Consider the following 21,082-nt stretch of genomic DNA (forward strand, 5'->3'; position numbering starts at 1 on the left):
GCCACCCTGCGCAAGACCGGGCTCCTCGGCGAATTCACCATGAGCAACTTCGACCGGGTGCTGCACACCCCAGGGTTCGCCGACACGCTCTGGACCACGCTGCTCTACAGCCTCGGCGGGACCTTCGGCTCCATCGTGATCGGGCTGGTCGCCGCGCTGGTCGTCCGCCGGCCCTTCCGCGGGCGCACGCTGGTCCGAGCGTCGATGCTGCTGCCGTACGTGGCGCCGGTGGTCGCCGTGGCCTTCGTCTGGCAGGTGATGCTCGACCCGCAGCTCGGCATCGTCAACGCCTGGGGGCAGCGGTTCCTCGGCTGGGACGCGCCGATCCCGTTCCTGTCCCAGGACTCGACCGCGCTGTGGACGGTGATCGCGTTCGAGGCGTGGCGGTACTTCCCGTTCGCGTTCCTGTTCCTGCTCGCCCGGTTGCAGGCGGTGCCGGCGGACCTGGAGGAGGCGGCCCGGGTCGACGGCGCCACCCCGACCCAGCGCTTCCGGCACATCCTGCTGCCCCAGCTGATGCCGGTGATCGCGCTGCTGGCGGTGCTCCGGTTCATCATGACGTTCAACAAGTTCGACGACGTCTACCTGCTCACCGGCGGTACCGCCGGCACCGAGGTGGTCAGCGTCCGGGTCTACCAGTTCCTCACCGCCCGTACCGACGTCGGCGCGGCGGCGGCGCAGGCGGTCGTGCTGGCCGTGGTGCTGATCGCGTTCGTCGCGATCTACCTGCGCTTCTTCACCGCCCGCAGGGAGGCGTGATGGACCGGGACCGGGTCGAGACGGTCAGCCTGCGCTGGCTGCGTCGGCTGGTGATCGCCACCTTCCTGCTCGTCACCGTGCTGCCCTTCTGGTACATGCTGGTGCTCTCGGTGCGCCCCATCGAACGCCTGCTGCTCGACCCCGGCTCGCTGTGGGTGCCGGTCAGCGAGTTCACCGTCGCGACGTACGCCGAGGTGCTCAAGGCCGCCGAGGACGGCGGCCAGGGATTCCTCACCTTCATCCGCAACAGCGGCCTGGTGGCGCTGGCCGCCACGCTGCTGACCCTGGTGGTCGCCATTCCCGGCGCGTACGCGGTGTCCCGGCTGCGGTTCTTCGGCCGCCGGCAGGTCAACGCCCTCTTCCTCGCCGTCTACCTCTTCCCGTCGATCGTCATCGCGATCCCGCTGTTCGTGGTCTTCACCCGGGTCGGGCTGCGCGGCTCGCTGTTCGGGCTGGTGCTGGTCTACATCTCGCAGACCCTGCCGGTCTCGGTCTTCATGCTGAAGAACTACTTCGAGACGATCCCGATCAGTCTGGAGGAGTCCGCGGCCATCGACGGCGCCAGCCGGCTCGGCATCATCCGGCGGGTCAGCCTGCCCCTGGCCGCACCGTCGATCATGGCGGTGGCTCTCTACGACTTCATGATCGCCTGGAACGAGTTCCTCTTCGCCCTGCTCTTCCTGGTGGACAAGCCGAACCGGTGGACGGTGTCGCTCGGGCTGTCACTGCTCTCCGACGGCGTCGAGGTGCCGAAGACCGTGCTGATGGCGGGCTCGGTGATCCTCACCCTGCCGATCGTGATCCTCTTCTTCGCCAGCGAGCGGCTGCTCACCGAGGGGCTGACCAGCGGCGCGGAGAAGGGCTGACGTCTGCGCTGCCAGGTGCCGGGGTTTCTCGCCGGCGCCTGGCAGCGCCGCCTTTTCGACCCGAATTCGCCCGGTTACGGACTAGTGTCGGCGTTAGTTCACGGCGATCGGGGTCGTATGGCGGCGGTACGTGAGGCACTCAAGGTCCCCCGGGCCGGGCACCTGCTGCATGTCGAGGTGGCCGGTAGCGAGGGGGTGCCGCTGGTGCTGCTGCACGGCTTCCCCGACAACCTGCACCTCTACGACGAACTGATGCCGCACCTCGGCGATCGGCGGGTCGTCCGCTTCGACTTCCTCGGCTGGGGCCGCTCCGACAAGCCCGCCGGCTACCCGTACACGGCGGACAACCAGACCGGTGACCTCGCGGCGGTGATCGACCACCTCGGGCTCGAGCGGGTCGTGCTCGTGGCCCATGACGCGTCCGGGCCACCAGCGATCGACTGAGCGCTGCTGTATCCGCACCGGGTCGCCGCGCTGGTGCTGCTCAACACCTACTACCACCAGACAGCGGCGCTGCGCCGACCACCCGTCATCGCGCTGTACTCGACTCCGCTGCTGCGCAACGCAGCTCGGGCGCTGGCCGGCCGTGGGTCGGACCTCGCTCGGCGCCTCTACATCTGGCAGGTGGGCAGGTTCATCCGGGACGACCAACGCAGGGATCCTGTGGTGAACCGCCTGTACGACGACTTCACCGCGGCCCAGCCGGCATTCTGGCGGCTCAACGACGACCTGCTCGGCACCGTCTTGACGCGCCGGCGCCGGCTACCCGACCTGCGCCGATTCGACCGGCCGGTGCGGGTGATCTTCGGTGCGGAGGACCGCTCCCTCAACCCGAGGGTCGCGCGCCGCTTCGCGGAGCTCTTTCCGCGCGCCGACCTGCACCTGCTGCGGAATGCGAGCCACTTCGTGCAGGTCGACCAACCGGAGCGGACCGCGGAGCTCATCCTCTCCGCCGGTTGACGGGACGGTTCGAAAGGTTGACCGGCGGCGCGGAGACGGGCTGAACTTGACCTTGAACGTGGGGGGACACCAGGGTGACCCGGTGCGAGCGACCACGGTGGACGCGGACCGGTCGGCGAGCCGGTGGCTGGCGACATCGTGCCTGGTCACGCACGGTGGCGGCGCCCGGCAACCCATCCGGCTCCCGCCAACGAAGATCCGGTTACGGTGGTCCCATGAGCAAGCCGACCCGTTGGGTGACCGAGACGCAGCCCGGGCACTCGCAGTGGTACATCGACCGGTTCCGCCGGCTCGCCGCCGAGGGGGCGGACCTGGCCGGTGAGGCGCGGATGCTGGACGCGATGGTGCCCCCGGGGGCCCGCATCCTGGACGCGGGCAGCGGCACCGGGCGGGTGGCCGCGGCGCTGGCCGCCCGGGGCCACACCGTGGTCGGGGTCGACGCCGACCCCGCCCTGGTGGAGGCCGCCCGCGCCGATCACCCCGGGCCGCGCTGGCTGGTCGGCGACCTTGCCGAGTTGGACCTCGCCGCTCAGGATGAGGCGGAGCCCTTCGACGCGGCGGTGATCGCCGGCAACGTCATGGCGTTCGTCGCACCCGGCACCGAACGGGCGGTGCTGGCCCGGGTCGCCGCCCACGTCCGCCCGGACGGCATCGTGGTGGTGGGCTTCGGTACCGACCGGGGCTACCCGCTGACCGACTTCGACGCCGACGCGGTCGCCGCCGGGCTGCGGTTGGAGCATCGCTGCGCCACCTGGGACCTGCGCCCATGGCGGGACGACGCCGATTTCGCGGTCAGCGTCCTGCGCCGGCCGGCCGACTGAGCCGAGCCACGGTCAGGCCGGGGCGGCGACGGCGCGGGCGGCGGCGGGGTCGAGCGGGCTGCCCGCCGGCACCAGGCTGACCAGGCTCGCCGGCAGCCGCACCGGGCGAACACCGGCGTAGCCGAGCATGCCGAGCACCGCGCCGTCGGCGAGCACGTACCGCCGGCCCAGGTCGGTGACCACGGAGACCGCGGCGCCGGAGGCGCCCGGCGCCGCCGCGGACTCGACCACCGCGCCACGTCCGGGCTCCACCACCACCTGGTCGGCGAGCACCCCGCCCCGACCGGCCGGCGTGCGCGCGGTGGCGGCGAGGTCCGGCGGGGTGACGCCCAGCCGCACGTCGGGTACGCCGGTGTCGTCGCCGACCCGGGCGCAGACCGCGCCGCCGTCGACGGTCGCCAGCCGGGGCGGGGCGGGGGGCGGCGCGGTCGGCCCGGTGGGGACCCGGTCGGGCAGCTTGGGCAGGGCGGCGAACCGGCCCAGGGTGATCGGCTCCGGCTCACCCTGGCCGGTCCGGGCGAGCAGCAGGCCGGCCTGGAGTTCGGTGATGCCGGCCAGGCCGTCCCGCTCGGCCACCGCGTACTGCCGGCCACCGCCGGAGTTTCGGACCAGGTAGACGTCGCCGATGGTGGCGCCGGTGACCCGGGCGGAGCGGTCACCGAGGCCGCGGACCGTGGGCGGGGCCAGGTCGGCGCCGGCCGGCACGGTGTTCAGCAGCGCGGGCGCCACCGGCACCGCCCGTTCCCGGGTCGCGGCCAGCGCCGCCAGCACCCGGTCGGGGTCGCGGAGCAGGTAGCGCCGCTGGTGCCACAGCAGGTGCAGGCTGCCGTCCGAGTGCCGCAGCAGCACCCCCTGCTCGCCGAGGGGACGGCCGCCGGTGGCGTCCCGGCCGATCAGCAGCGCGGAGCGCGGCTCGGTACCCCCGGCCTCGGTCGAGGTGACCGAGCAGACCGTCCACGGCACGGTGGAGAGCCGACCCGGCGCGGGCAGCGAGTCGGGCGCGTCGGCGATGCCCAGCGGCAGCCCGCGCGGCACGCCCTCGATCGAGCGGCGGGAGACCAGCACCGTCTTCGGCCGGTCGGCGCCGATGATGAGCAGGGCGGAGGCGTAGTTGAGCACGGGGTGCAGCCGCTGCTCTCGGTAGACGAACCGGGCGCCGGACTCCTTCTCCACGATCACGGCGCCGGAGTTTCGCCAGGAGGTGCCACCGCCGGCGAAGAGGCCGTACAGGGCGAAGCCGCCGAGCCCGATGACCGCGACCAGGACGCTGGCCAGGCCCGCGCCCGCCAGCCGCCGGAACGGGGACTGGGCGGGGTCGGTCTCTCGCATCACCAGCGCGGCCACCGCCCGCTGGACGGTGAACTGGTACGAGTGGAGCTGGTCCTGCCGCGACGGCATGGGATCCCTTCCGGTGGGTCGGCCGGGGCACAGGATAAGCGTTCCGTCGATGTGTCGAGGACCCTGCGTCGCCATTCGGCGCTGAATGGGCGTTTCAGGCGGCCCGGCCGGCAATACCCTTGGGGGTATGTGGCGGACGGCTACCCCCGGGGGTATGTTGGAACGCAGGAGGTGGCGCGGTGAAGCTACGACCGGAGATGACCGGCGAGGCGTTGACCCGGCTCAAGCGGGCCCGGGGGCAACTCAACGCGGTGATCGAGATGATGGAGAGCGGGCAGGACTGCCGGGAGGCACTGACCCAGCTCGCCGCCGTGTCCAAGGCGATCGACCGGGCGGGCTTCAAGATCATCGCGTCGGGGATGCGGCACTGCAGCGCCGCGCGGGAGCGTGGCGAGACCCCGGAGATGACCGAGGAGGAGCTCGAGAAGCTCTTCCTCGCCCTCGCCTGACCGACGACCGTACGACCTGACACCCGCGCCGTGTGAACCCGGCGCGGGCGGGTAGGCGCACCCCGTGACCCGGGCGGACGTCTATCTCCCGCAAACCCCCCCGGGTATAAGACAGCGAAGGAGAATCGAACATGACCGTCGAGGTGTCCGTGATCACCACGTCCTCGTTGGGCGACCGGAGCTACCTGGCCAGCGACGGCACGATCGCGCTGGTGGTCGACCCGCAGCGCGACATCGACCGGGTGCTGCGCCTGGCGGGCGAGCAGGGCGTCCGAATCACCCACGTGCTGGAGACCCACGTACACAACGACTACGTCTCCGGCGGCCTGCACCTCGCCCGGGTGGCCGGCGCGCAGTACCTGGTCGCCGCCGCCGACGACGTCCGGTTCGACCGGGTGGGGGTCGCCGACGGCGACACCGTCGCCGTCGGGGACTCGCTGCGCCTGCGGGTGGTCGACACGCCCGGCCACACCTTCCACCACCTGTCGTACGTCCTCGACGAGGCCACCGCCGGCGCCTGGCGGCCGGTCGGGGTCTTCACCGGCGGCTCGCTGCTCTTCGGCACCACCGGCCGCACCGACCTGCTCGGCGAGCAGCACGCCCACGAGCTGGCCCACCACCAGCACGCCTCGGCACGGCGGCTCGCCGACCTGCTGCCAGACGGGGCGCAGGTGTGGCCGACCCACGGCTTCGGCAGCTTCTGCTCGGCCGCCCAGGCCGACGCCCCCGAGTCGATCATCGGGCGGGAGAAGCAGGCCAACCGGGTGCTCCGACTGGCCGCCGACGAGTTCGTCACCGAGACGCTCGCGGGACTGGACGCCTACCCGGCGTACTACGCGCACATGGGGGTGGCGAACGCCGCCGGTCCGGCACCCGTCGACCTGACCCCGGCGACCCGGGCCGACGCCGGGCAGCTGCGGGACCGGATCGCCGCCGGCGAATGGGTGGTCGACCTGCGCACCCGCAAGGCGTACGCGGCCTCCCACCTGGCCGGCACGGTCAGCCTCGGGCTGGACGGCCCGATGTCGACCTGGCTCGGCTGGCTGATCGACTGGGGCGTACCGATCACCCTGCTGGCGGAGACGCCGGAGCAGGTCGCCGACGCCCAGCGCGAGCTGGTCCGGATCGGCATCGACCGGCCCGCCGCCCAGGCCACCGGCGAGCCCGAGCAGTGGGCCAGCGACCCCGCCCAGCTCCGCGAGCTGCGGATGGCCGACTTCCCGGCGCTGGCCGCCGCACGCGCGGGCAACCCGCCCGCCGGCCTGCCCGCCCCCGACGTGGTCCTCGACGTCCGGATGACCAACGAGTGGCGCGGCGGCCACATCGACGGCGCCGTGCACGTCCCGCTGCCCGACCTGCCCAGGCGGCTCGCCGACGTGCCTGCGGGCACCGTCTGGGTGCACTGCGGATCCGGCTACCGCGCCACCGCCGCCGCCTCGCTGCTGGCGAACGTCGGCCGCCAGGTGGTCGTGATCGACGACAAGTTCGGCGAGGCCGAGGCGGCGGGCGTGGCCATGGCCGACAAGCCCTGACCCAACTGCGACACCGGCCGGCGCGGCTCCGCGCCGGCCGGCCCCACCCTGCCCGCCGAGAACGGCGTTGAGCCACGAACGAGGAGACATGAGCACTTCCGCCCCGCCACGCTCGACGCCGGCGCCCTGCGCCAGCTGATCGACTCGGGCCAGGGGCCCCGGCTGCTCGACGTGCGCACCCCCGCCGAGTTCGAGACGTCCCACATCCCCGGCGCCTACAACGTTCCGCTGGACCTGCTCCGGGAGCACCGGGCGGAGCTGCGCAACCACCTGGGCGAGGACGTGGTGCTGATCTGCCGCTCCGGCGCCCGCGCCAGCCAGGCCGGACGGTCCCTCGCCGGGGTCGGACTGCCGAACCTCAAGGTCCTCGACGGCGGCATGCTGGCCTGGCAGGCCGCGAACGCACCGACCCGGCAGGGCACCCCCCGCTGGGACCTGGAACGGCAGGTCCGCGTCGTCGCCGGCTCGATCGTGCTGCTCAGCATCCTCGGCTCGGTCTTCCTGTCCGGGCTCACGTGGGTCGCCGGCTTCATCGGCGCCGGCCTCACGTTCGCGGCCGTCACCAACACCTGTGCGATGGGCATGCTGCTCGGCAAGCTGCCGTACAACCGGGGCGCGAGCTGCGACCTGGACACCATCGTCGGCCAACTGCGGGAGGGCTCGACCGCGGGCAGCCGCTCATGACCGGCGCCCTGGCGCTGACCGTCGGGCTGGCCGTGCTCATCGGGGTGAGCCTCGGCCTGCTCGGCGGCGGCGGATCCATCCTCGCCGTACCCCTGCTGGTGTACGTCGCCGGACTGCCTGCCCAGGAAGCCATCGCCATCTCGCTGCTCGTAGTCGGGGTGACCAGCGCCGTCGCGCTCGTGCCGCACTCCCGGGCGGGCCGGGTCCGCTGGCGCACCGGCCTGCTGTTCGGGCTGGCCGGCATGGCCGGCGCGTACGCCGGCGGCCGGCTCGCCACCTTCATTCCGACGGCGGCGCTACTCACCGCGTTCGCCGTGATGATGCTCGGCACCGCCGTCAAGATGCTGCGCGGTCGTCGGGCCTGCGACGAGCCGACACCGCGGGAGCTTTCCGTGGGGCGGGCGCTGGCCGCGGGGGTCGCGGTCGGCCTGCTCTCCGGCCTCTTCGGCGCTGGCGGCGGGTTCGTCGTCGTTCCCGCGCTGACCCTGGTCGGGGGCCTCCCCATGCCCGCCGCGGTCGGCACCTCGCTGCTGGTCATCGCCATGCAGACCCTCGCCGGCTTCACCGGCCACCTGTCCAGCGTCTCCATCGACTGGCGCCTGGCCGCCGCCGTCACGGCCGCGGCGACCCTCGGCAGCCTCGCCGGTGGCCGGCTGGCCGGGCGGATCCCCGCCGACCTGCTGCGCCGGGCGTTCGGCTGGTTCGTCGTGGTGATGGGCGTCTTCGTCCTCGCCCAGCAGCTTCCCGCCGATCTGGGACTGGGGCTGGCCGCGGTGGCGGCGCTCGCGGTGGCCGGTACGGTCGCAGTGGCGGTGGTGCGACACCGCCAGAAGGAGAGACACAGTGGACAGCAGCGACTGGGACGCCCGGTACGCCAACACGCCAGGTCTGGTGTGGAGCGCTGAACCCAACCGTTTCGTCGTCGAGTCGGTCACCGGGCTGGCCCCCGGCAGCGCGCTCGACCTGGCCGCCGGGGAGGGACGCAACGCGGTCTGGCTGGCCGAGCAGGGTTGGCGGGTCACCGCCGTGGACTTCTCGCCGGTGGCCGTCGAGCGGGGCCGCGAGCTGGCCGCCGCGCGGGGCGTACCGGTCGAGTGGCGGGTCGCCGACGTGACCGCGTACCGGCCGGTGCCGGGCAGCTACGACCTGGTCCTGATCAGCTACCTGCACCTGCCCGCCGAGGAGCTGGCCCGGGTGCTCGCCGCCGCCCGGAGCGCGCTGCGCCCCGGCGGCACGATCGTCGTCGTCGGCCACGACCGGACGAACCTCGACGGCGGGACGGGCGGGCCGCAGGACCCGGCGATCCTGCTCACCCCCGAGGCGGTCGTTGACGGGCTCGCCGGGCTGCGGATCCAGCGGGCCGAGACCGCCCGCCGGCCGGTGCCCACCGACGATGGTGGCAGCGTGGACGCCCTCGACACGGTGGTCGTCGCGGCCCGCCCCGTCGGCTGACCCCGCACCGGCGCACGGGGCGCGCCCGGCCGACCGGTCAGGGGCGCAGGATGAGCCGGATCGGGTTGCCCTCCTTGTCGCGGACCCGGCGCACCGCCTCGGCCGCCTCGGCCAGCGGCAGCACGTCGCTGACCGAGGCGGTCAGGTCGAGCCGTCCCTGAGCGGCGAGCGACACGAGCTGCTCGACGTGTTGCGCCTCCGAGCCGTAGTGGCCGAGCACGGCCTGCCGGCTGTAGTTGAACCGGCTGTCCGAGGGGATGGTGACCGGCTGGTTGGCGATGCCGCTGAGCACCAGCCGGCCCTGCCGGCCGAGCACGGTCATGGCCTGCTCGCGTGCCGGGGTGACGCCGGCGAAGTCGAACGCGACGTCCAGGCCGCGGGCGTTGGTCACGTCCAGCACGACATCCCGGAAGGCGTTGTCCTTCGGGTCCAGGGCCATGTCGGCGCCGAGGGTCAGCGCCCGGTCCCGGGCCGCCGGCAGCGGGTCCACGGCGATGACCGGCGCCGCACCGACCAGCAGCAGCAGTTGCACCGCGTGCGCGCCGAGGCCGCCGACCCCCCACACCGCGACCGCCTCCCCCGCCCGGGTGCGGGCGGTGTCGGTCACCGCCGCCCACGGGGTGGAGACCGCGTCGGGGATGATGCAGGCCTGCTCGAACGGCAGGGCGTCGGGGATCGGCATGACGGTGTCCTCGCGGGCCAGCGCGTACTCGGCCCAGCCGCCGTCGTAGTCGACGCCGCGGGTGAGCACCGTGCCGCGCCGGTCCCGCTCCCCCGCCTGGAGCAGCACCCGCTGGCCCGGCTGCCAGCCCTCGACCCCCTCCCCCAGCGCGTCGACGGTCCCGGCCACCTCGTGACCGAAAGTCACCACGTCGCCGCGCAGGTACACCGGGGTGAGCGTGCCGTCGATCAGGTGCACGTCCGACAGGCACACCCCGGCGGCGGCGACCCTGATCCGGACCTCCCCGCGACCCGGCTCGGGCACCGGCACCGACTCCACCCGCAACTCCCGCCCGGTCACGTGCAACCGTCCGGCCAACATCTCCGCCACCGCGGTCCCCTTCCGCCGTCACCATCGACCGGGTGGCTTACCCGGGTCGGGGCGCAGGATGCCGAGGGCGGCGGAAAAGCCCGGCGCGGTCCGGTTCGTCCGGCGGCGGGCCGACGGGCCGGTAGCATCCGGTGACGGAACCGGCGGAGAGGACCCCCGTGGGCGCGCGATTCGAAGAACTGGCCTGGCGGGAGACCCCGATCGGCGAGATCAGCCTGCGCCGACGGCGCGACCCGTCGCTCGACGTCGACGTGTACGAGGTGAAGCTCGACGACGAGTTCCTGATGTCCAGCCTCTTCCCGGTCGCGGAAATCGAACTCGCCCGGCTCGGGCTGGCCACGCTGGCCGGCGACGCCCTCGACGTCGTGGTCGGCGGGCTCGGCCTCGGCTACACCGCGCGGACCGCCCTGGAGGACCCGCGGGTCCGTTCGCTGGTGGTGGTGGAGGCCATCGAGGACGTGATCGACTGGCACCGCCGGGACCTGCTGCCCTTCACCGCCGGGCTGGCCACCGATCCGCGTACCCGGTTCGTCCGGGCCGACTTCTTCGCCGCCGTCGCCGACGGGGTCGGGTTCGACCCCGACGCGCCGGGGCGGCGGTTCCACGCCGTGCTGCTCGACGTCGACCACTCGCCGCGCCAGGTGCTGCACCCCAGCCACGCCGACTTCTACACGGCGGCGGGGCTGCGCCGGCTCGCCGCGCTGCTGCACCCCGACGGAGTCTTCGCGCTCTGGTCGAACGACCCGCCCGACCCGTCGTTCCAGCGGGTGCTGACCGAGGTGTTCCCGACCTCGGTGGCGCACGTCGTCCGGTTTCCCAACCCGCTGCAGGGCCGGGAGTCCGCGAACACCGTCTACGTCGCCCGGCACTGACCCCCGACGCGCCCGACCGGGGGCGGTCCGCTGGCTGGTGATCATCGGGGTGATCGCGCTGGTGGTCGTCATCGTGCTGGCCGTCGTGAAGGGCCGCCAGGCCCGCCATCCGGCCGCCGGCCGCCGCTGACGACGACCCGACGGGTACGGCTCCGCGCAGCGCCGCCAGCACCTGGGGCCCGACGCCGGGGGAGCTACCTTCCGATGGTCGGGGCCGCCGCACCTCAGCTCCGGGGCCAGGGACCTACGCGGCGGTAGGTTACTGGCCCGTAGATTAAGGTGGTGGTGGCGCCACCCCACCAGCGAGGAGACACGGCGATGGACGTGACCGCGGATCGGCCCTGGACGCGCAGCTACGCCCCAGGCGTACCGGCCACCATCGCCACGCCGGCGGAGTCGCTGGTCGACCTGCTGACCGACGCCGCCCGCCGGTTCGGCTCCCGGGTGGCGTTGGACTTCTTCGGCGCCACCACCACGTACGCCGAGCTGGCCGCCCAGGTCGCCCGGGCCGCCGAGGCGCTGCGCCGGCTCGGCGTGGCGCGCGGCGACCGGGTGGCGCTGGTGCTGCCGAACTGCCCCCAGCACGTGGTCGCCTTCTACGCGGTGCTGCGCCTCGGCGCGGTGGTGGTCGAGCACAATCCGCTCTACACCGCGCAGGAGCTGGAGCACCAGCTCACCGATCACGGCGCCCGGGTGGCCGTGGTCTGGGACAAGGTCGCCCCGCTGGTCGCCGGCCGGGGCTCGGTGGAGACGGTCGTCGCGGTCGACCTGACCGGCGCGCTGCCCCCGTTCAAGCGCTGGGCCCTGCGGCTGCCGCTGCGCAAGGCCCGCGCCGCGCGGGCCGCGATGACCGCGCCGGCGCCCGGCACGCTCTCCTGGGCGGAGCTGGTCGCCGCCGCCGGCCCCCTGCCGGCCGACCATCCGACGCCCGGCGCGGACGACATCGCGCTGCTCCAGTACACCGGCGGCACCACCGGCACCCCGAAGGGCGCCATCCTCACCCACTGCAACCTGCGGGTCAATGCGGCGCAGGGCCGCGCCTGGGTGCCGGGCCTGCGCGACGGCGAGGAGACGGTGTACGCCGTCCTGCCGCTCTTCCACGCGTACGGGCTGACGTTGTGCCTGACCTTCTCGGTGAGTATCGGCGCCACCCTGGTGCTCTTCCCCCGGTTCGACCTCGAGCAGGTCCTCGACGCGGTACGCCGCCGCCCGCCGACCTTCCTGCCCGCCGTGCCGCCGATCTACGAGCGGCTCGCCACCGCCGCCCGGGAACGCGACATCGACCTCACCTCCGTCCGATACGCGATCTCCGGCGCCATGGCGCTGCCGCCGGCCACCATGGAGCTGTGGGAGTCGGTCACCGGTGGCCTGCTCGTCGAGGGGTACGGCATGACCGAGACCTCCCCGATCACCCTGGGCAACCCGGTCTCCCCGGCCCGCCGGCCCGGCACGGTCGGGGTGCCCTTCCCGTCCACCGAGATCCGGATCGTCGACCCGGAGGACCCGGCCCGGGACCGGGCCCCGGGCGAGGCCGGCGAGCTGCTGATCCGGGGCCCGCAGGTGTTCGCCGGCTACTGGGGGCGCCCCGAGGACACGGCGGCGATGCTGCTGCCGGACGGCTGGCTGCGTACCGGCGACGTGGTGACGATGGACCCGGACGGCTTCGTGACCGTGGTGGACCGGATCAAGGAGCTGATCATCACCGGCGGTTTCAACGTCTATCCGTCCGAGGTGGAGGAGGCGCTGCGCTTGGTGCCCGGCGTCCTCGACGCGGCCGCGGTCGGCCTGCCGGGCGAGCGCGGCGGCGAGGACGTCGTGGCCGTGGTGGTGCTGGACCCCGAGGCCGCCACCGCCCCCGAGGATGTCCGATCCGGCTGCCGGCAGCACCTCGCCGGCTACAAGGTGCCCCGCCGCGTCGTCGTGGTGGAGGATCTGCCCCGGTCCCAGATCGGCAAGGTCCTCCGCCGCGAGGTCCGCGACCGGCTGCTCGCCGGGGACTGACCCCTGGGCCGTGGTCCGGCGCGCGATGCCGGCGTCCATCGTGCGGTGCCGAACGTGCCGGCGGCCGCGGCGGCAGCAGCCCCGCCGGTCGAGGGCCGGCCCCGGCGCGCCGGGCGGTCAGAACCAGCTCTCGCGGGTGTCGAGGGTGGTCCGGTCGAGGCTCTCCAGCAAGTCGAACTGGGGGCCGGTGCGGGGCAGTTCGTAGCGGAAGAAGTACCGGGCGGCCTGCCGCTTGCCGGCGAGGAAGTCGGCGTCCGGCCCGTCCGGAGCGCCGGCCGCCTCGACGACGAGCAGCTGCTCCAGCCACATCCAGGCGATCACGACGTGGCCGACCGCCTCCAGGTAGGCGCTGGCGTTCGCCAGGGCCAGCTCCGGGTCGCCGGTGGCCCAGAGCCGGCGGGTCACCACGCCGATCCGGTCCACCGCCGCGCCGAGCTGGGCGGCGAGCTCCGCCGCCTCCCCCTCGGCCTTCCAGGCCCGGGTGACCGTCGCGCCGATCGTCTCCAGCAGCAGCGCCAGTCCGGCGCCGCCCTGCATGGTGGCCTTGCGGCCGAGCAGGTCCAGCGCCTGGATGCCGTGGGTGCCCTCGTGGATCGGGTTGAGCCGATTGTCCCGCCAGTGCTGCTCGACGTCGTAGTCCCGGGTGTAGCCGTACCCGCCGTGCACCTGGATGGCCAGGTCGTTGGCGGCGAGGCACCACTGCGACGGCCAGCTCTTGGCGATCGGGGTGAGCATGTCCAGCAGCAGGTGGGCGCGGTCACGGTCGGCCTCGGCGGGGGCGGTCTTCTGCTCGTCGAGCAGCCGTCCGCAGTAGAGGACGAGGGCGAGCGCGCCCTCCACGTAGCTCTTCTGGGCCAGCAGCATCCGGCGGACGTCGGGGTGGGCGACGATCGGCACCTGCGGCGCGGTCGGGTCCTTGTCGGCGAGCGGACGGCCCTGCGGCCGCTGGCGGGCGTACCCGACGGACTTGAGGTAGGCGGTGTAGCCGAGTGCGGTCGCGCCGGCGCCGACGCCGATCCGCGCCTCGTTCATCATGTGGAACATCTGCGCCAGCCCCTGGTGCGGTTGCCCGACCAGGTAGCCGACCGCACCCGCCCGCCCGTACGGCCGGTGCACCCCTTCCCCGAAGTTGAGCAGCGTGTTGGTGGTGCCCCGGTAGCCCATCTTGTGGTTGAGGCCGACCAGCACCACGTCGTTGCGCGGCCCGGGCGCGCCGAAGGCGTCGAGGAGCACCTTCGGCACGATGAACAGCGAGATGCCCTTGACCCCGGCCGGCCCGCCGGGGATCCGGGCCAGCACCAGGTGGACGATGTTCTCGGCCAGCTCATGGTCGCCGCCGGAGATCCACATCTTGGTGCCGACCAGCCGGTACGTCCCGTCCTCCTGCGGCTCGGCCCGGGTGGAGATGTCGGCCAGGGAGCTGCCGGCCTGCGGCTCGGACAGGCACATGGTGCCGAAGAAGCGCCCCGCCAGCATGGGGCGTACCCAGGTGTCGATCTGCTCGGCGCTGCCATGGGTGAGCAGCAGGTTGGCGTTGCCCAGGGTGAGGAACGGGTACGCTGCGGTGCCGACGTTGGCCGCCTGGAACCACGCGAAGCAGGCGGCGGAGACGACGTGCGGCAGCTGCATCCCGCCGACCGACTCGTCCAGGCTGGCGGCCAGCAGCCCGGTCTGGGCGAAGACGTCCAGGGCGGCCTTGACCTGTGGAATGGTGTGCACCCGGCGGCCGTCGAAGGTGGGCTCGGCGGCGTCGGCGGCCCGGTTGTGGGTGGCGAAGTGCTCGGCGGCCACCCGGGCGGCGAGGTCCAGCACGTCGTCGAAGGTTTCCCGGGAGTGCTCCGCGTATCGGGGCCGCCCGGTCAGCCGGGTCACGTCGAGCCAGTCGTGGAGCAGGAACGCCAGGTCGCGACGGGACAACAGGGTGGACGACACGGGTCTCCTTCCATCGTGCCGTCTCAGCCCCGGCGCAGCCCGGCGACGGCCTCTCGCAGGTCATCCTGGCTGATCGGGGCGGCCGGCGCACCCTCCGTCGCCTCCCGCATCGCCTTGGCCAGCTGTACCCGTCGCAGCACCTCCCGGATGTCCGCGCCGGTCAGGCCGGGGGTGAGCGCGGCCAGCTCGGCCGCGTCGACGTCGGCGGCGAACATCCGGAAGCCGGGCCGCTCGTGCCGGTCGATCAACTCGCGGATCATCTTGGTGATGATCTCGGCGCGGCCGGACTCGTCGGGTGTCGGGATGGCGAGTTTGATGTCGAAGCGGCCGGACCGGATCAGCGAGGCGTCCACCCGCTGCGGGAAGTTGGTGGTGGCCACCACGATGACGTCCGGGTTCTCCTCGAACAGGGTGTTCATCTCCTGCTTGAAGATGCCGGCGACCGCGTTCACCGCCTGGCTGGCGGCGTCCCCGCCCGCGCCGGCGTAGCTGATGATGCTGTCGAACTCGTCGAAGAGCATCACCGTCGGCTGCCGGTAGCGGCGGGCCTCCCGGAAGATCTGCTTGATGTTGCGCTCGGAGCCGCCCAGGTACTTGTCGAGGATCTCCGGGGTGCGGATCTCGGTGAAGTCGGCGCCGATCTCGTTGGCCAGTGCCCGGGCCAGCATGGTCTTGCCGGTGCCGGGCGGGCCGTACATGAGGATGCCCTGCGGCCGGCGAGCCCCCCAGCGGGCCATCACCTGCGGGTGGCAGAACGACACCGCGATCTCCCGGAACCGGGCGACCACCTCGGCCAGGCCGCCGACCTGGTCGAGGGTCACGGCCGCGCTGGCCGGCGCCGTCGCGGGTGGCTCGGCGTGCCGACCGATCGCGTACGACCGGCCGCGCAGCACCGCCGGCTCGGGGGTGTCGCCGGCCAGCTCGCGAACGGCCTGGAGCACGAGGGCGACCATCGCCCGCAGGTGCGCCGGGGTTACCTCGGCGCTGGGCACCGCGCCGCGGACGGTCACCGTCCGGCCGCCCGGCCCGGTGTCGTGCCCGATCACCGGCGCCAGGCCCAGCTCCTCGGCCTCCGCCAGCACGGCCAGGCCGGCGGGGTCGCGGGCCGGCTCGGCGAGCGGTGCGGCCGCCGGTGGGCGCAGGCCGAGGCGTCGGGTGGCCTCCGCCGCCACCCGGCCGGCGCCGGCCACCATGCCGCCGCCGACGTGCTCGAGGGCGGCGAGCCGGTGGGCGAGCAGGATCCCGGCCGGGCCGGCCAGGCTGACCGCGAGCAGGCCCGCCGTCATGCCGGGCCGGTCCGCCGTCAGATGCGCGTCGAACCGGTGGGTCGGCCGGCCGGCCCGGTTCTCGGTACGCACGGTGAAGCGGACCTGGCGGACCGGGTCGGGGAAGGCGGCGTGGGCGAGCAGCTCGACCGGGCCGGCGCCGGCGGCGGTCAGCAGCGCGGCCGCCTCGACGAGGGTGACCCGGGCGCCGAACAGCGTCACGGTCTCGGTGTCCGGTCGGAGGTCGTACCCGTGTCCCGTCATGCGCCCACGTCCCTCGCTGTGGTGGTCTCCGCTGGAAGTCTGACACCGGCCCACCCCGGCTGCCACCGGGTCCGCTGACGGCGGCCGGTCCCGCCTTCCACCGGTTGGTAGGTGGGAGCCGGGACCGGGCGGTGCCGCCGGAGGTCAGAAGGTCAGCCGGACCACCTGGGGCTCGTGGTCGGAGACCTGCGTCGGGAACTCGCTGTTGACGTGCACCACGTCGTAGACGTACGGCTGGGTGGCGAGCCAGGACGACAGCAGGATGTGGTCGAGGACCTGCGAGTTGCCCTCGTACACGTAGGTGTAGCGCTCGGCCACCGGCAGCGTGCGCGGCAGGTCGACCAGCTCGCCGGAGCCGACCAGCAGGTTCGTGGTCTGGCTGAAGTCGTAGTCGTTGATGTCGCCCAGGACGACGACCGCCGCGTTCGGGTCGACGGCCCGGATCGAGTCGACGAACGAGTTGACGATGGTGGCCTGCTGGTGGCGCTGGGTCTCCGACGACGCCGACGGCGGCTGGTAGCGACCCATCAGCGGGTCATCGCCACCCTTGGAGTTGAAGTGGTTGGCGATGACGAACAGCGGCCGCCCGTTCCAGCGGAACTCGCCCGCGAGGGGCTTTCGGCTGGCGTTGAACGCGGCGTCGCCCGGCTGCACCCGCCCCGGCGAGTACGACAGCTGCGGCACCCCGCTGACGGTGTTCACCGTGGTCGTGGCGGTCGCGGTGCCACCGGCCCGGTCGGTGAAGGAGAGCCCCCGGTCGGTACGGAACAGGAAGACCTGGCGGATGTTGCCGCCGGGCTCGCCGCCGTCCGCGTCGTTGGTCGGGTTGATCTGCCGGTACCCGTAGGACGGGCCGCCCTTGGCGCTGATCGCCGAGATCAGCTTGCTCATCGTCTGGTCACAGGCGACGACGCCGTTGTTGGTGGCCCCGTTGTTGTCCTGGACCTCCTCGAGTGCCACCAGGTCGGGTGAGCGCAGGTTGGTGACGATCTGGCCGGCCAGGGCGTCGAACTTGCTCTGCGGGTCGGTCGGGTCGAGGTTCTCCACGTTGAACGTGGCCACGGCGAGCTGGCCGGTGGCCGCCGCGGTGGTGGTCTCCGCGGTCAGCCCGCCGGAGACGACGGCCGGGAACGACGAGGGCAGCAGTAGGTAGTCGCCGAAGTCGTAGCTGAGAACGCCGGTCAGGGCCGCGCCGAAGGTGTCGCCGACCGCCACGGTCGGCGCGGTGGCCAGGGTGTCGCCGACGATCACCCGCTCCGGGTTGAAGTCACCGGCCTGGGTGACGATGCCGCCCCGGGCACTGCGTACGCCGGAACCGCCCGGCACGACCGGGAACTCGCCGTACTGATTCGTCGGGCCGACGACGGCGGCCGAGGCGATCTGCACCCGCATGCCCTCCAGCGACTCCCAGAAGTCGAGGCCGTCGCTGGCCGGGTCGAAGGTGCCGGAGGTCTCGACGTTGCCGGTGGCGTCGTCCTCGATGACGGCGCCGGGCGGTACCCGCCCGCCGGAACCGACCACGGTCGCCGCGGGCAGCGGCTTGCCGGTGCCCAGGGTGCCCTTGTTCGAGTACGCCATGGTGGTGACGGTCAGGTTGGTCGCCGCGCCGCCGGGCCGGACGTCGCTGACGCTGCCGGTCACCGACACGTCGTCGCCGACGCTGACCGTCGGCGAGCCGGAGGTGGAGACGTAGAGCCCCTCGGAGGTGGCGTCGGAGCCGTCCGGGCAGGGGTCCTGGAGCCAGAAGCCGGCGGTGGACTTCGCGGTGACGATGCCGCGGGTGGTCCGGCTGCCGGTCAGCGCCGCCAGGTGGCCGGCGCCCTGGATGTCGCGGATCCGGGTGCCCGTCGGGCAGGAGTCGGTGCCGGCGGCGTTGCGCGGGGTGGGCGTGCCGGCGGCGAAGTCGGCCGCGTTGTTGTCGCTGTCGACGGCCGGGTTGGTGCGGGCGACCGAGGCGGTGTTGGAGCCGCCAGCCGCGCGGGTGCCCTCCGCGTCGTTGGCCGAGCCGTAGCCGACGAAGTCCCGGTTGCCGGAGACGAACGCGCAGCTGGTGGAGCAGGTAAGGGCGGTAGTCGTGGTGCGCAGCGCGATCTTGCCCGAAGTAGCGGAGAGGTTGGTGGTGCCGGTGGCGTCGGCGGTGGGCAGGGCCGCGCCGGCGGTGCCGCCGGATGCGAGCTTGACCAGGTAGTACCCGCCGGCCGCGATGGAGCCGGACAGCCCCGTCACCGACCAGGTGCTGCCGGACGCCGATGCGTACTGGACGCTCCACCCGGTCAGGGTGACGCTGACCGAGGAACGGTTGTAGAGCTCGACGAAGTCGTGCTGGTACGTGGCGCCGGTGTTGCCGCCACCGCCGTAGATCTCGCTGATGACGACGTCGGGGGACGCCGCCGCAGCGGGCGCGGCACACAGTGTCGCCGCGAGAACTCCGACCGCGAGACCAGCCAGCACATGTCGACGCATCTTGCCTCCAGACAGGACGCTCGGGCGGAGGGGGTGTGCGCCCGAGCGGAGCGGGTCGGCCCGGATGATCCCAGGCCGCATAGGGGTGCGTCTATCATCGCCGACTCCGTCGATCTTGCGGAAGCCCCGCCGGGCAACGCGATGTGAACAGCGCGTGACCGTCCACCGACCGCCGCGCGCGTTCGACACCGCAGGAGTAGTCCTCCGGTGGCCATCCCGACCTGCCCACCGCAGTTAAATTGATGTATTGACATATGAAGGCAACCAGCCGGTAACATTCCGGCACCTCGGACGGCTCGTGGGCGGCCCGCCTACCGGCGGCGCATCGCCCGTCTCCCCCGGAAGGACACACTCCCGTGAAATCGCTGATGTCGAGGTGGCTGCTCGCCCTCACCGTCACCGCGGCGACCCTGGTCAGCCTGCAAACCCCCGCCCACGCGGCCTCGTACACGCCGTCGAGCAACCCGATCCTCTTCGTGCACGGCTGGAACAGCAGCGCGTCCACCTGGAACACGATGGTCAGCCGCTTCCAGGCCGACGGCTGGCCGGCCAGCCACCTGCGGGCGTTCTCCTACAACACCAGCCAGTCCAACGCCACCACCGCGCAGACCATCAGCCAGGAGGTCGACCAACTGCTCGCCGCCACCGGCGCGACCAAGGTGGACATCGTCACCCACTCGATGGGCGGGCTCTCCTCGCGCTACTACCTGAAGAACCTGGCCAGCAGCGGCAAGGTCGACCGCTGGGTCTCCCTGGGCGGGCCCAACCACGGCACCAGCTCGGCGAACACCTGCACCAGCACCGCCTGCGTGGAGATGCGGGTCGGCTCGACCTTCCTCGCCGCCGTGAACTCCGGCGACGAGACGCCCGGCGCCTTCGTCTACGGCACCTGGCGCTCCCCCTGCGACGGGGTCATCAACCCGGTGGACAGCACGATCCTCTCCGGCGCGACCAACACCCAGACGGCCTGCGTCTTCCACACCAGCCTGCAGAACGACGCCACCATCTACGGCCAGGTGCGCAACTTCGTCAACCCGTGACGCCCGCCGCCCGGCAACAGCAGCCCATGCGCACCAACAGGAACGACACCGGCCCGACCGGCCCGGGCACCGAGAGATCGGCGTCGGGACGGCCGGGCCGGCGTGCGAGCGGTCCCGGGTCGGCGACGGGTCAGGCCGCCGCGGAGGAGAGCAGCGCCGGCGCCATCGGCTGGGCGGTACGCCGGTTCGGCAGGGAGAGCCGGATGACCTTCCACCAGGCGGAGGCGACCTGCTTGGGCAGCGGACCGGTGGTGTACTTCAGCCCGTACCGGTCGAAGAGCGCACGGACCTGCGGGGCGATCTCCTGATAGCGGTTGCTCGGCAGGTCGGGGAAGAGGTGGTGCTCGATCTGGAACGACAGGTTGCCGGTCATGAGGTGCATCAGCTTGCTGCCGCTGATGTTGCCGGAGCCGAGCATCTGCCGCAGGTACCACTCGCCCCGGGTCTCGCCCTCGATGGAGGTCTTCTCGAAGGTCTCCACACCGTTCGGGAAGTGCCCGCACATGATCACCGAGTGGCTCCACACGTTGCGGATCAGGTTCGCGGTGAAGGTGGCGGCCAGGGTGCTGAGGAAGGACGGGCCGGACAGCAGCGGGTGGACGATGTAGTCCTTGAGCACCTGGCGGCGGATCTTGCGACCGACCGCGCGGGCCCGGGCCCGGAACTCCGGGGCCTTGCGCCGGTCCTTCTGCAGGTTGCGGCCGAGCTCCAGGTCGTACGCGGCGATGCCGTACTGGAAGAAGCAGGCGTTGAGGAGGTTCCACAGCGGCTGGCCGAGGTGCATCGGGTGCCACTTCTGGTCCTCGTCGACGCGCATGATGCCGTACCCGAGGTCGTTGTCCTTGCCGACCACGTTGGTGTACGTGTGGTGCAGCTGGTTGTGCGAGTGCTTCCACTGCGCGGCCGGGGAGACGTGGTCCCACTCCCAGGTGGTCGAGTGGATCTTCGGGTCGCGCATCCAGTCCCACTGGCCGTGCAGGATGTTGTGCCCGATCTCCATGTTGTCCAGGATCTTGGCCACCGTGAGGCCGGCGGTGCCCACCACCCAGGCCGGCGGGAAGAGCGAGAAGAGCAGCACCGCGCGGCTGCTGATCTCCAGCGTCCGCTGGGTCTTGATCACCTTGCGGATGTACCGCGCGTCGCGCTCGCCCCGGTCGGCGATCACCCGGTCCCGGATGACGTCCAGCTCCTTGCCGATGATCTCGATGTCCTCGGCGCTCAGGTGGGCGATCGGGTTACGGGCCTTCTTCTGGATGACGGTCACGTCGGCCTC

At 72.8% G+C, this 21,082-nt stretch carries 17 protein-coding genes and 1 pseudogene; 12 read left to right on the plus strand and 6 right to left on the minus strand.

Translation table 11 applies throughout. The features are described from left to right. The 4 genes and pseudogenes from SLP03_RS04775 to SLP03_RS04790 form a co-directional block, all read left to right on the plus strand. A partial coding sequence (locus SLP03_RS04775) for a sugar ABC transporter permease (RefSeq protein ID WP_319459282.1) occupies positions 1-759 on the plus strand: 759 nt, incomplete at its 5' end. Further along, on the plus strand, positions 759-1,625 hold the full coding sequence (locus tag SLP03_RS04780) for a carbohydrate ABC transporter permease (RefSeq protein ID WP_319459283.1): 867 nt from the start codon (positions 759-761) through the stop codon (positions 1,623-1,625). The genes SLP03_RS04775 and SLP03_RS04780, both read left to right, overlap by 1 nt. Positions 1,626-1,742: 117 nt before the next feature. Next, positions 1,743-2,585: pseudogene (locus SLP03_RS04785) on the plus strand (alpha/beta fold hydrolase). Positions 2,586-2,800: 215 nt separating this feature from the next. Continuing rightward, positions 2,801-3,406 (plus strand): class I SAM-dependent methyltransferase, encoded by a 606-nt coding sequence (locus SLP03_RS04790; RefSeq protein WP_319459284.1) that lies wholly within the window; start codon positions 2,801-2,803, stop codon positions 3,404-3,406. Between the two features lie 12 nt (positions 3,407-3,418). On the opposite strand, the gene eccB is transcribed toward SLP03_RS04790, so the two are convergent. Continuing rightward, complete coding sequence (gene eccB, locus SLP03_RS04795; RefSeq protein WP_319459285.1) at positions 3,419-4,804, minus strand: type VII secretion protein EccB; 1,386 nt, start codon at positions 4,802-4,804, stop codon at positions 3,419-3,421. A gap of 179 nt (positions 4,805-4,983) precedes the next feature. Between eccB and SLP03_RS04800 the strand changes: the two genes are divergently transcribed. The 5 genes from SLP03_RS04800 (at position 4,984) to SLP03_RS04820 (ending at position 8,921) form a co-directional block, all read left to right on the plus strand. Further along, complete coding sequence (locus SLP03_RS04800; protein ID WP_319459286.1) at positions 4,984-5,253, plus strand: metal-sensitive transcriptional regulator; 270 nt, start codon at positions 4,984-4,986, stop codon at positions 5,251-5,253. A gap of 131 nt (positions 5,254-5,384) precedes the next feature. Then, on the plus strand, positions 5,385-6,785 hold the full coding sequence (locus SLP03_RS04805) for an MBL fold metallo-hydrolase (protein WP_319459287.1): 1,401 nt from the start codon (positions 5,385-5,387) through the stop codon (positions 6,783-6,785). Between the two features lie 126 nt (positions 6,786-6,911). Further along, positions 6,912-7,469 carry a rhodanese-like domain-containing protein gene (locus SLP03_RS04810; RefSeq protein ID WP_319459399.1) on the plus strand — a complete coding sequence of 186 codons (558 nt, stop codon included), beginning with the start codon at positions 6,912-6,914 and terminating at the stop codon, positions 7,467-7,469. Beyond that, the gene (locus SLP03_RS04815) at positions 7,466-8,374 is read left to right on the plus strand and encodes a sulfite exporter TauE/SafE family protein (protein WP_319459288.1); all 909 of its coding nucleotides are present in this window, start codon (positions 7,466-7,468) and stop codon (positions 8,372-8,374) included. Before SLP03_RS04810 ends, SLP03_RS04815 begins: the two co-directional genes overlap by 4 nt. Beyond that, positions 8,313-8,921: a class I SAM-dependent methyltransferase gene (locus SLP03_RS04820; protein ID WP_319459289.1), complete on the plus strand. Its 609-nt coding sequence runs from the start codon at positions 8,313-8,315 to the stop codon at positions 8,919-8,921. Before SLP03_RS04815 ends, SLP03_RS04820 begins: the two co-directional genes overlap by 62 nt. Before the next feature lie 37 nt (positions 8,922-8,958). Here SLP03_RS04820 and SLP03_RS04825 read toward each other — a convergent pair whose 3' ends face one another. Continuing rightward, complete coding sequence (locus SLP03_RS04825) at positions 8,959-9,963, minus strand: zinc-binding dehydrogenase (RefSeq protein ID WP_319459400.1); 1,005 nt, start codon at positions 9,961-9,963, stop codon at positions 8,959-8,961. Between the two features lie 167 nt (positions 9,964-10,130). Here SLP03_RS04825 and SLP03_RS04830 point away from each other — a divergent pair, with 167 nt between their 5' ends. Continuing rightward, entirely contained in the window at positions 10,131-10,844 is a 714-nt protein-coding gene (locus SLP03_RS04830; RefSeq protein ID WP_319459290.1) for a spermidine synthase, read from the plus strand. 318 nt (positions 10,845-11,162) lie between these two features. Next, the gene (locus SLP03_RS04835) at positions 11,163-12,845 is read left to right on the plus strand and encodes a long-chain-fatty-acid--CoA ligase (RefSeq protein ID WP_319459291.1); all 1,683 of its coding nucleotides are present in this window, start codon (positions 11,163-11,165) and stop codon (positions 12,843-12,845) included. Between the two features lie 117 nt (positions 12,846-12,962). On the opposite strand, the gene SLP03_RS04840 is transcribed toward SLP03_RS04835, so the two are convergent. The 3 genes from SLP03_RS04840 to SLP03_RS04850 all read right to left on the minus strand — a co-directional run bounded on the left by SLP03_RS04840 (position 12,963) and on the right by SLP03_RS04850 (position 18,769). After that, complete coding sequence (locus SLP03_RS04840; protein ID WP_319459292.1) at positions 12,963-14,777, minus strand: acyl-CoA dehydrogenase; 1,815 nt, start codon at positions 14,775-14,777, stop codon at positions 12,963-12,965. 23 nt (positions 14,778-14,800) lie between these two features. Continuing rightward, on the minus strand, positions 14,801-16,306 hold the full coding sequence (locus SLP03_RS04845; RefSeq protein ID WP_319459293.1) for an ATP-binding protein: 1,506 nt from the start codon (positions 16,304-16,306) through the stop codon (positions 14,801-14,803). 144 nt (positions 16,307-16,450) lie between these two features. Next, the gene (locus SLP03_RS04850; protein WP_319459294.1) at positions 16,451-18,769 is read right to left on the minus strand and encodes a lamin tail domain-containing protein; all 2,319 of its coding nucleotides are present in this window, start codon (positions 18,767-18,769) and stop codon (positions 16,451-16,453) included. Positions 18,770-19,125: 356 nt separating this feature from the next. Between SLP03_RS04850 and SLP03_RS04855 the strand changes: the two genes are divergently transcribed. Next, positions 19,126-19,809: a triacylglycerol lipase gene (locus tag SLP03_RS04855; RefSeq protein WP_319459295.1), complete on the plus strand. Its 684-nt coding sequence runs from the start codon at positions 19,126-19,128 to the stop codon at positions 19,807-19,809. A gap of 130 nt (positions 19,810-19,939) precedes the next feature. Here SLP03_RS04855 and SLP03_RS04860 read toward each other — a convergent pair whose 3' ends face one another. Next, on the minus strand, positions 19,940-21,073 hold the full coding sequence (locus SLP03_RS04860) for an acyl-CoA desaturase (RefSeq protein ID WP_319459296.1): 1,134 nt from the start codon (positions 21,071-21,073) through the stop codon (positions 19,940-19,942). Positions 21,074-21,082 lie beyond the last annotated feature (9 nt).

The sequence above is a fragment of the Micromonospora sp. RTP1Z1 genome (genome assembly GCF_033804685.1).
Lineage (GTDB): Bacteria > Actinomycetota > Actinomycetes > Mycobacteriales > Micromonosporaceae > Micromonospora.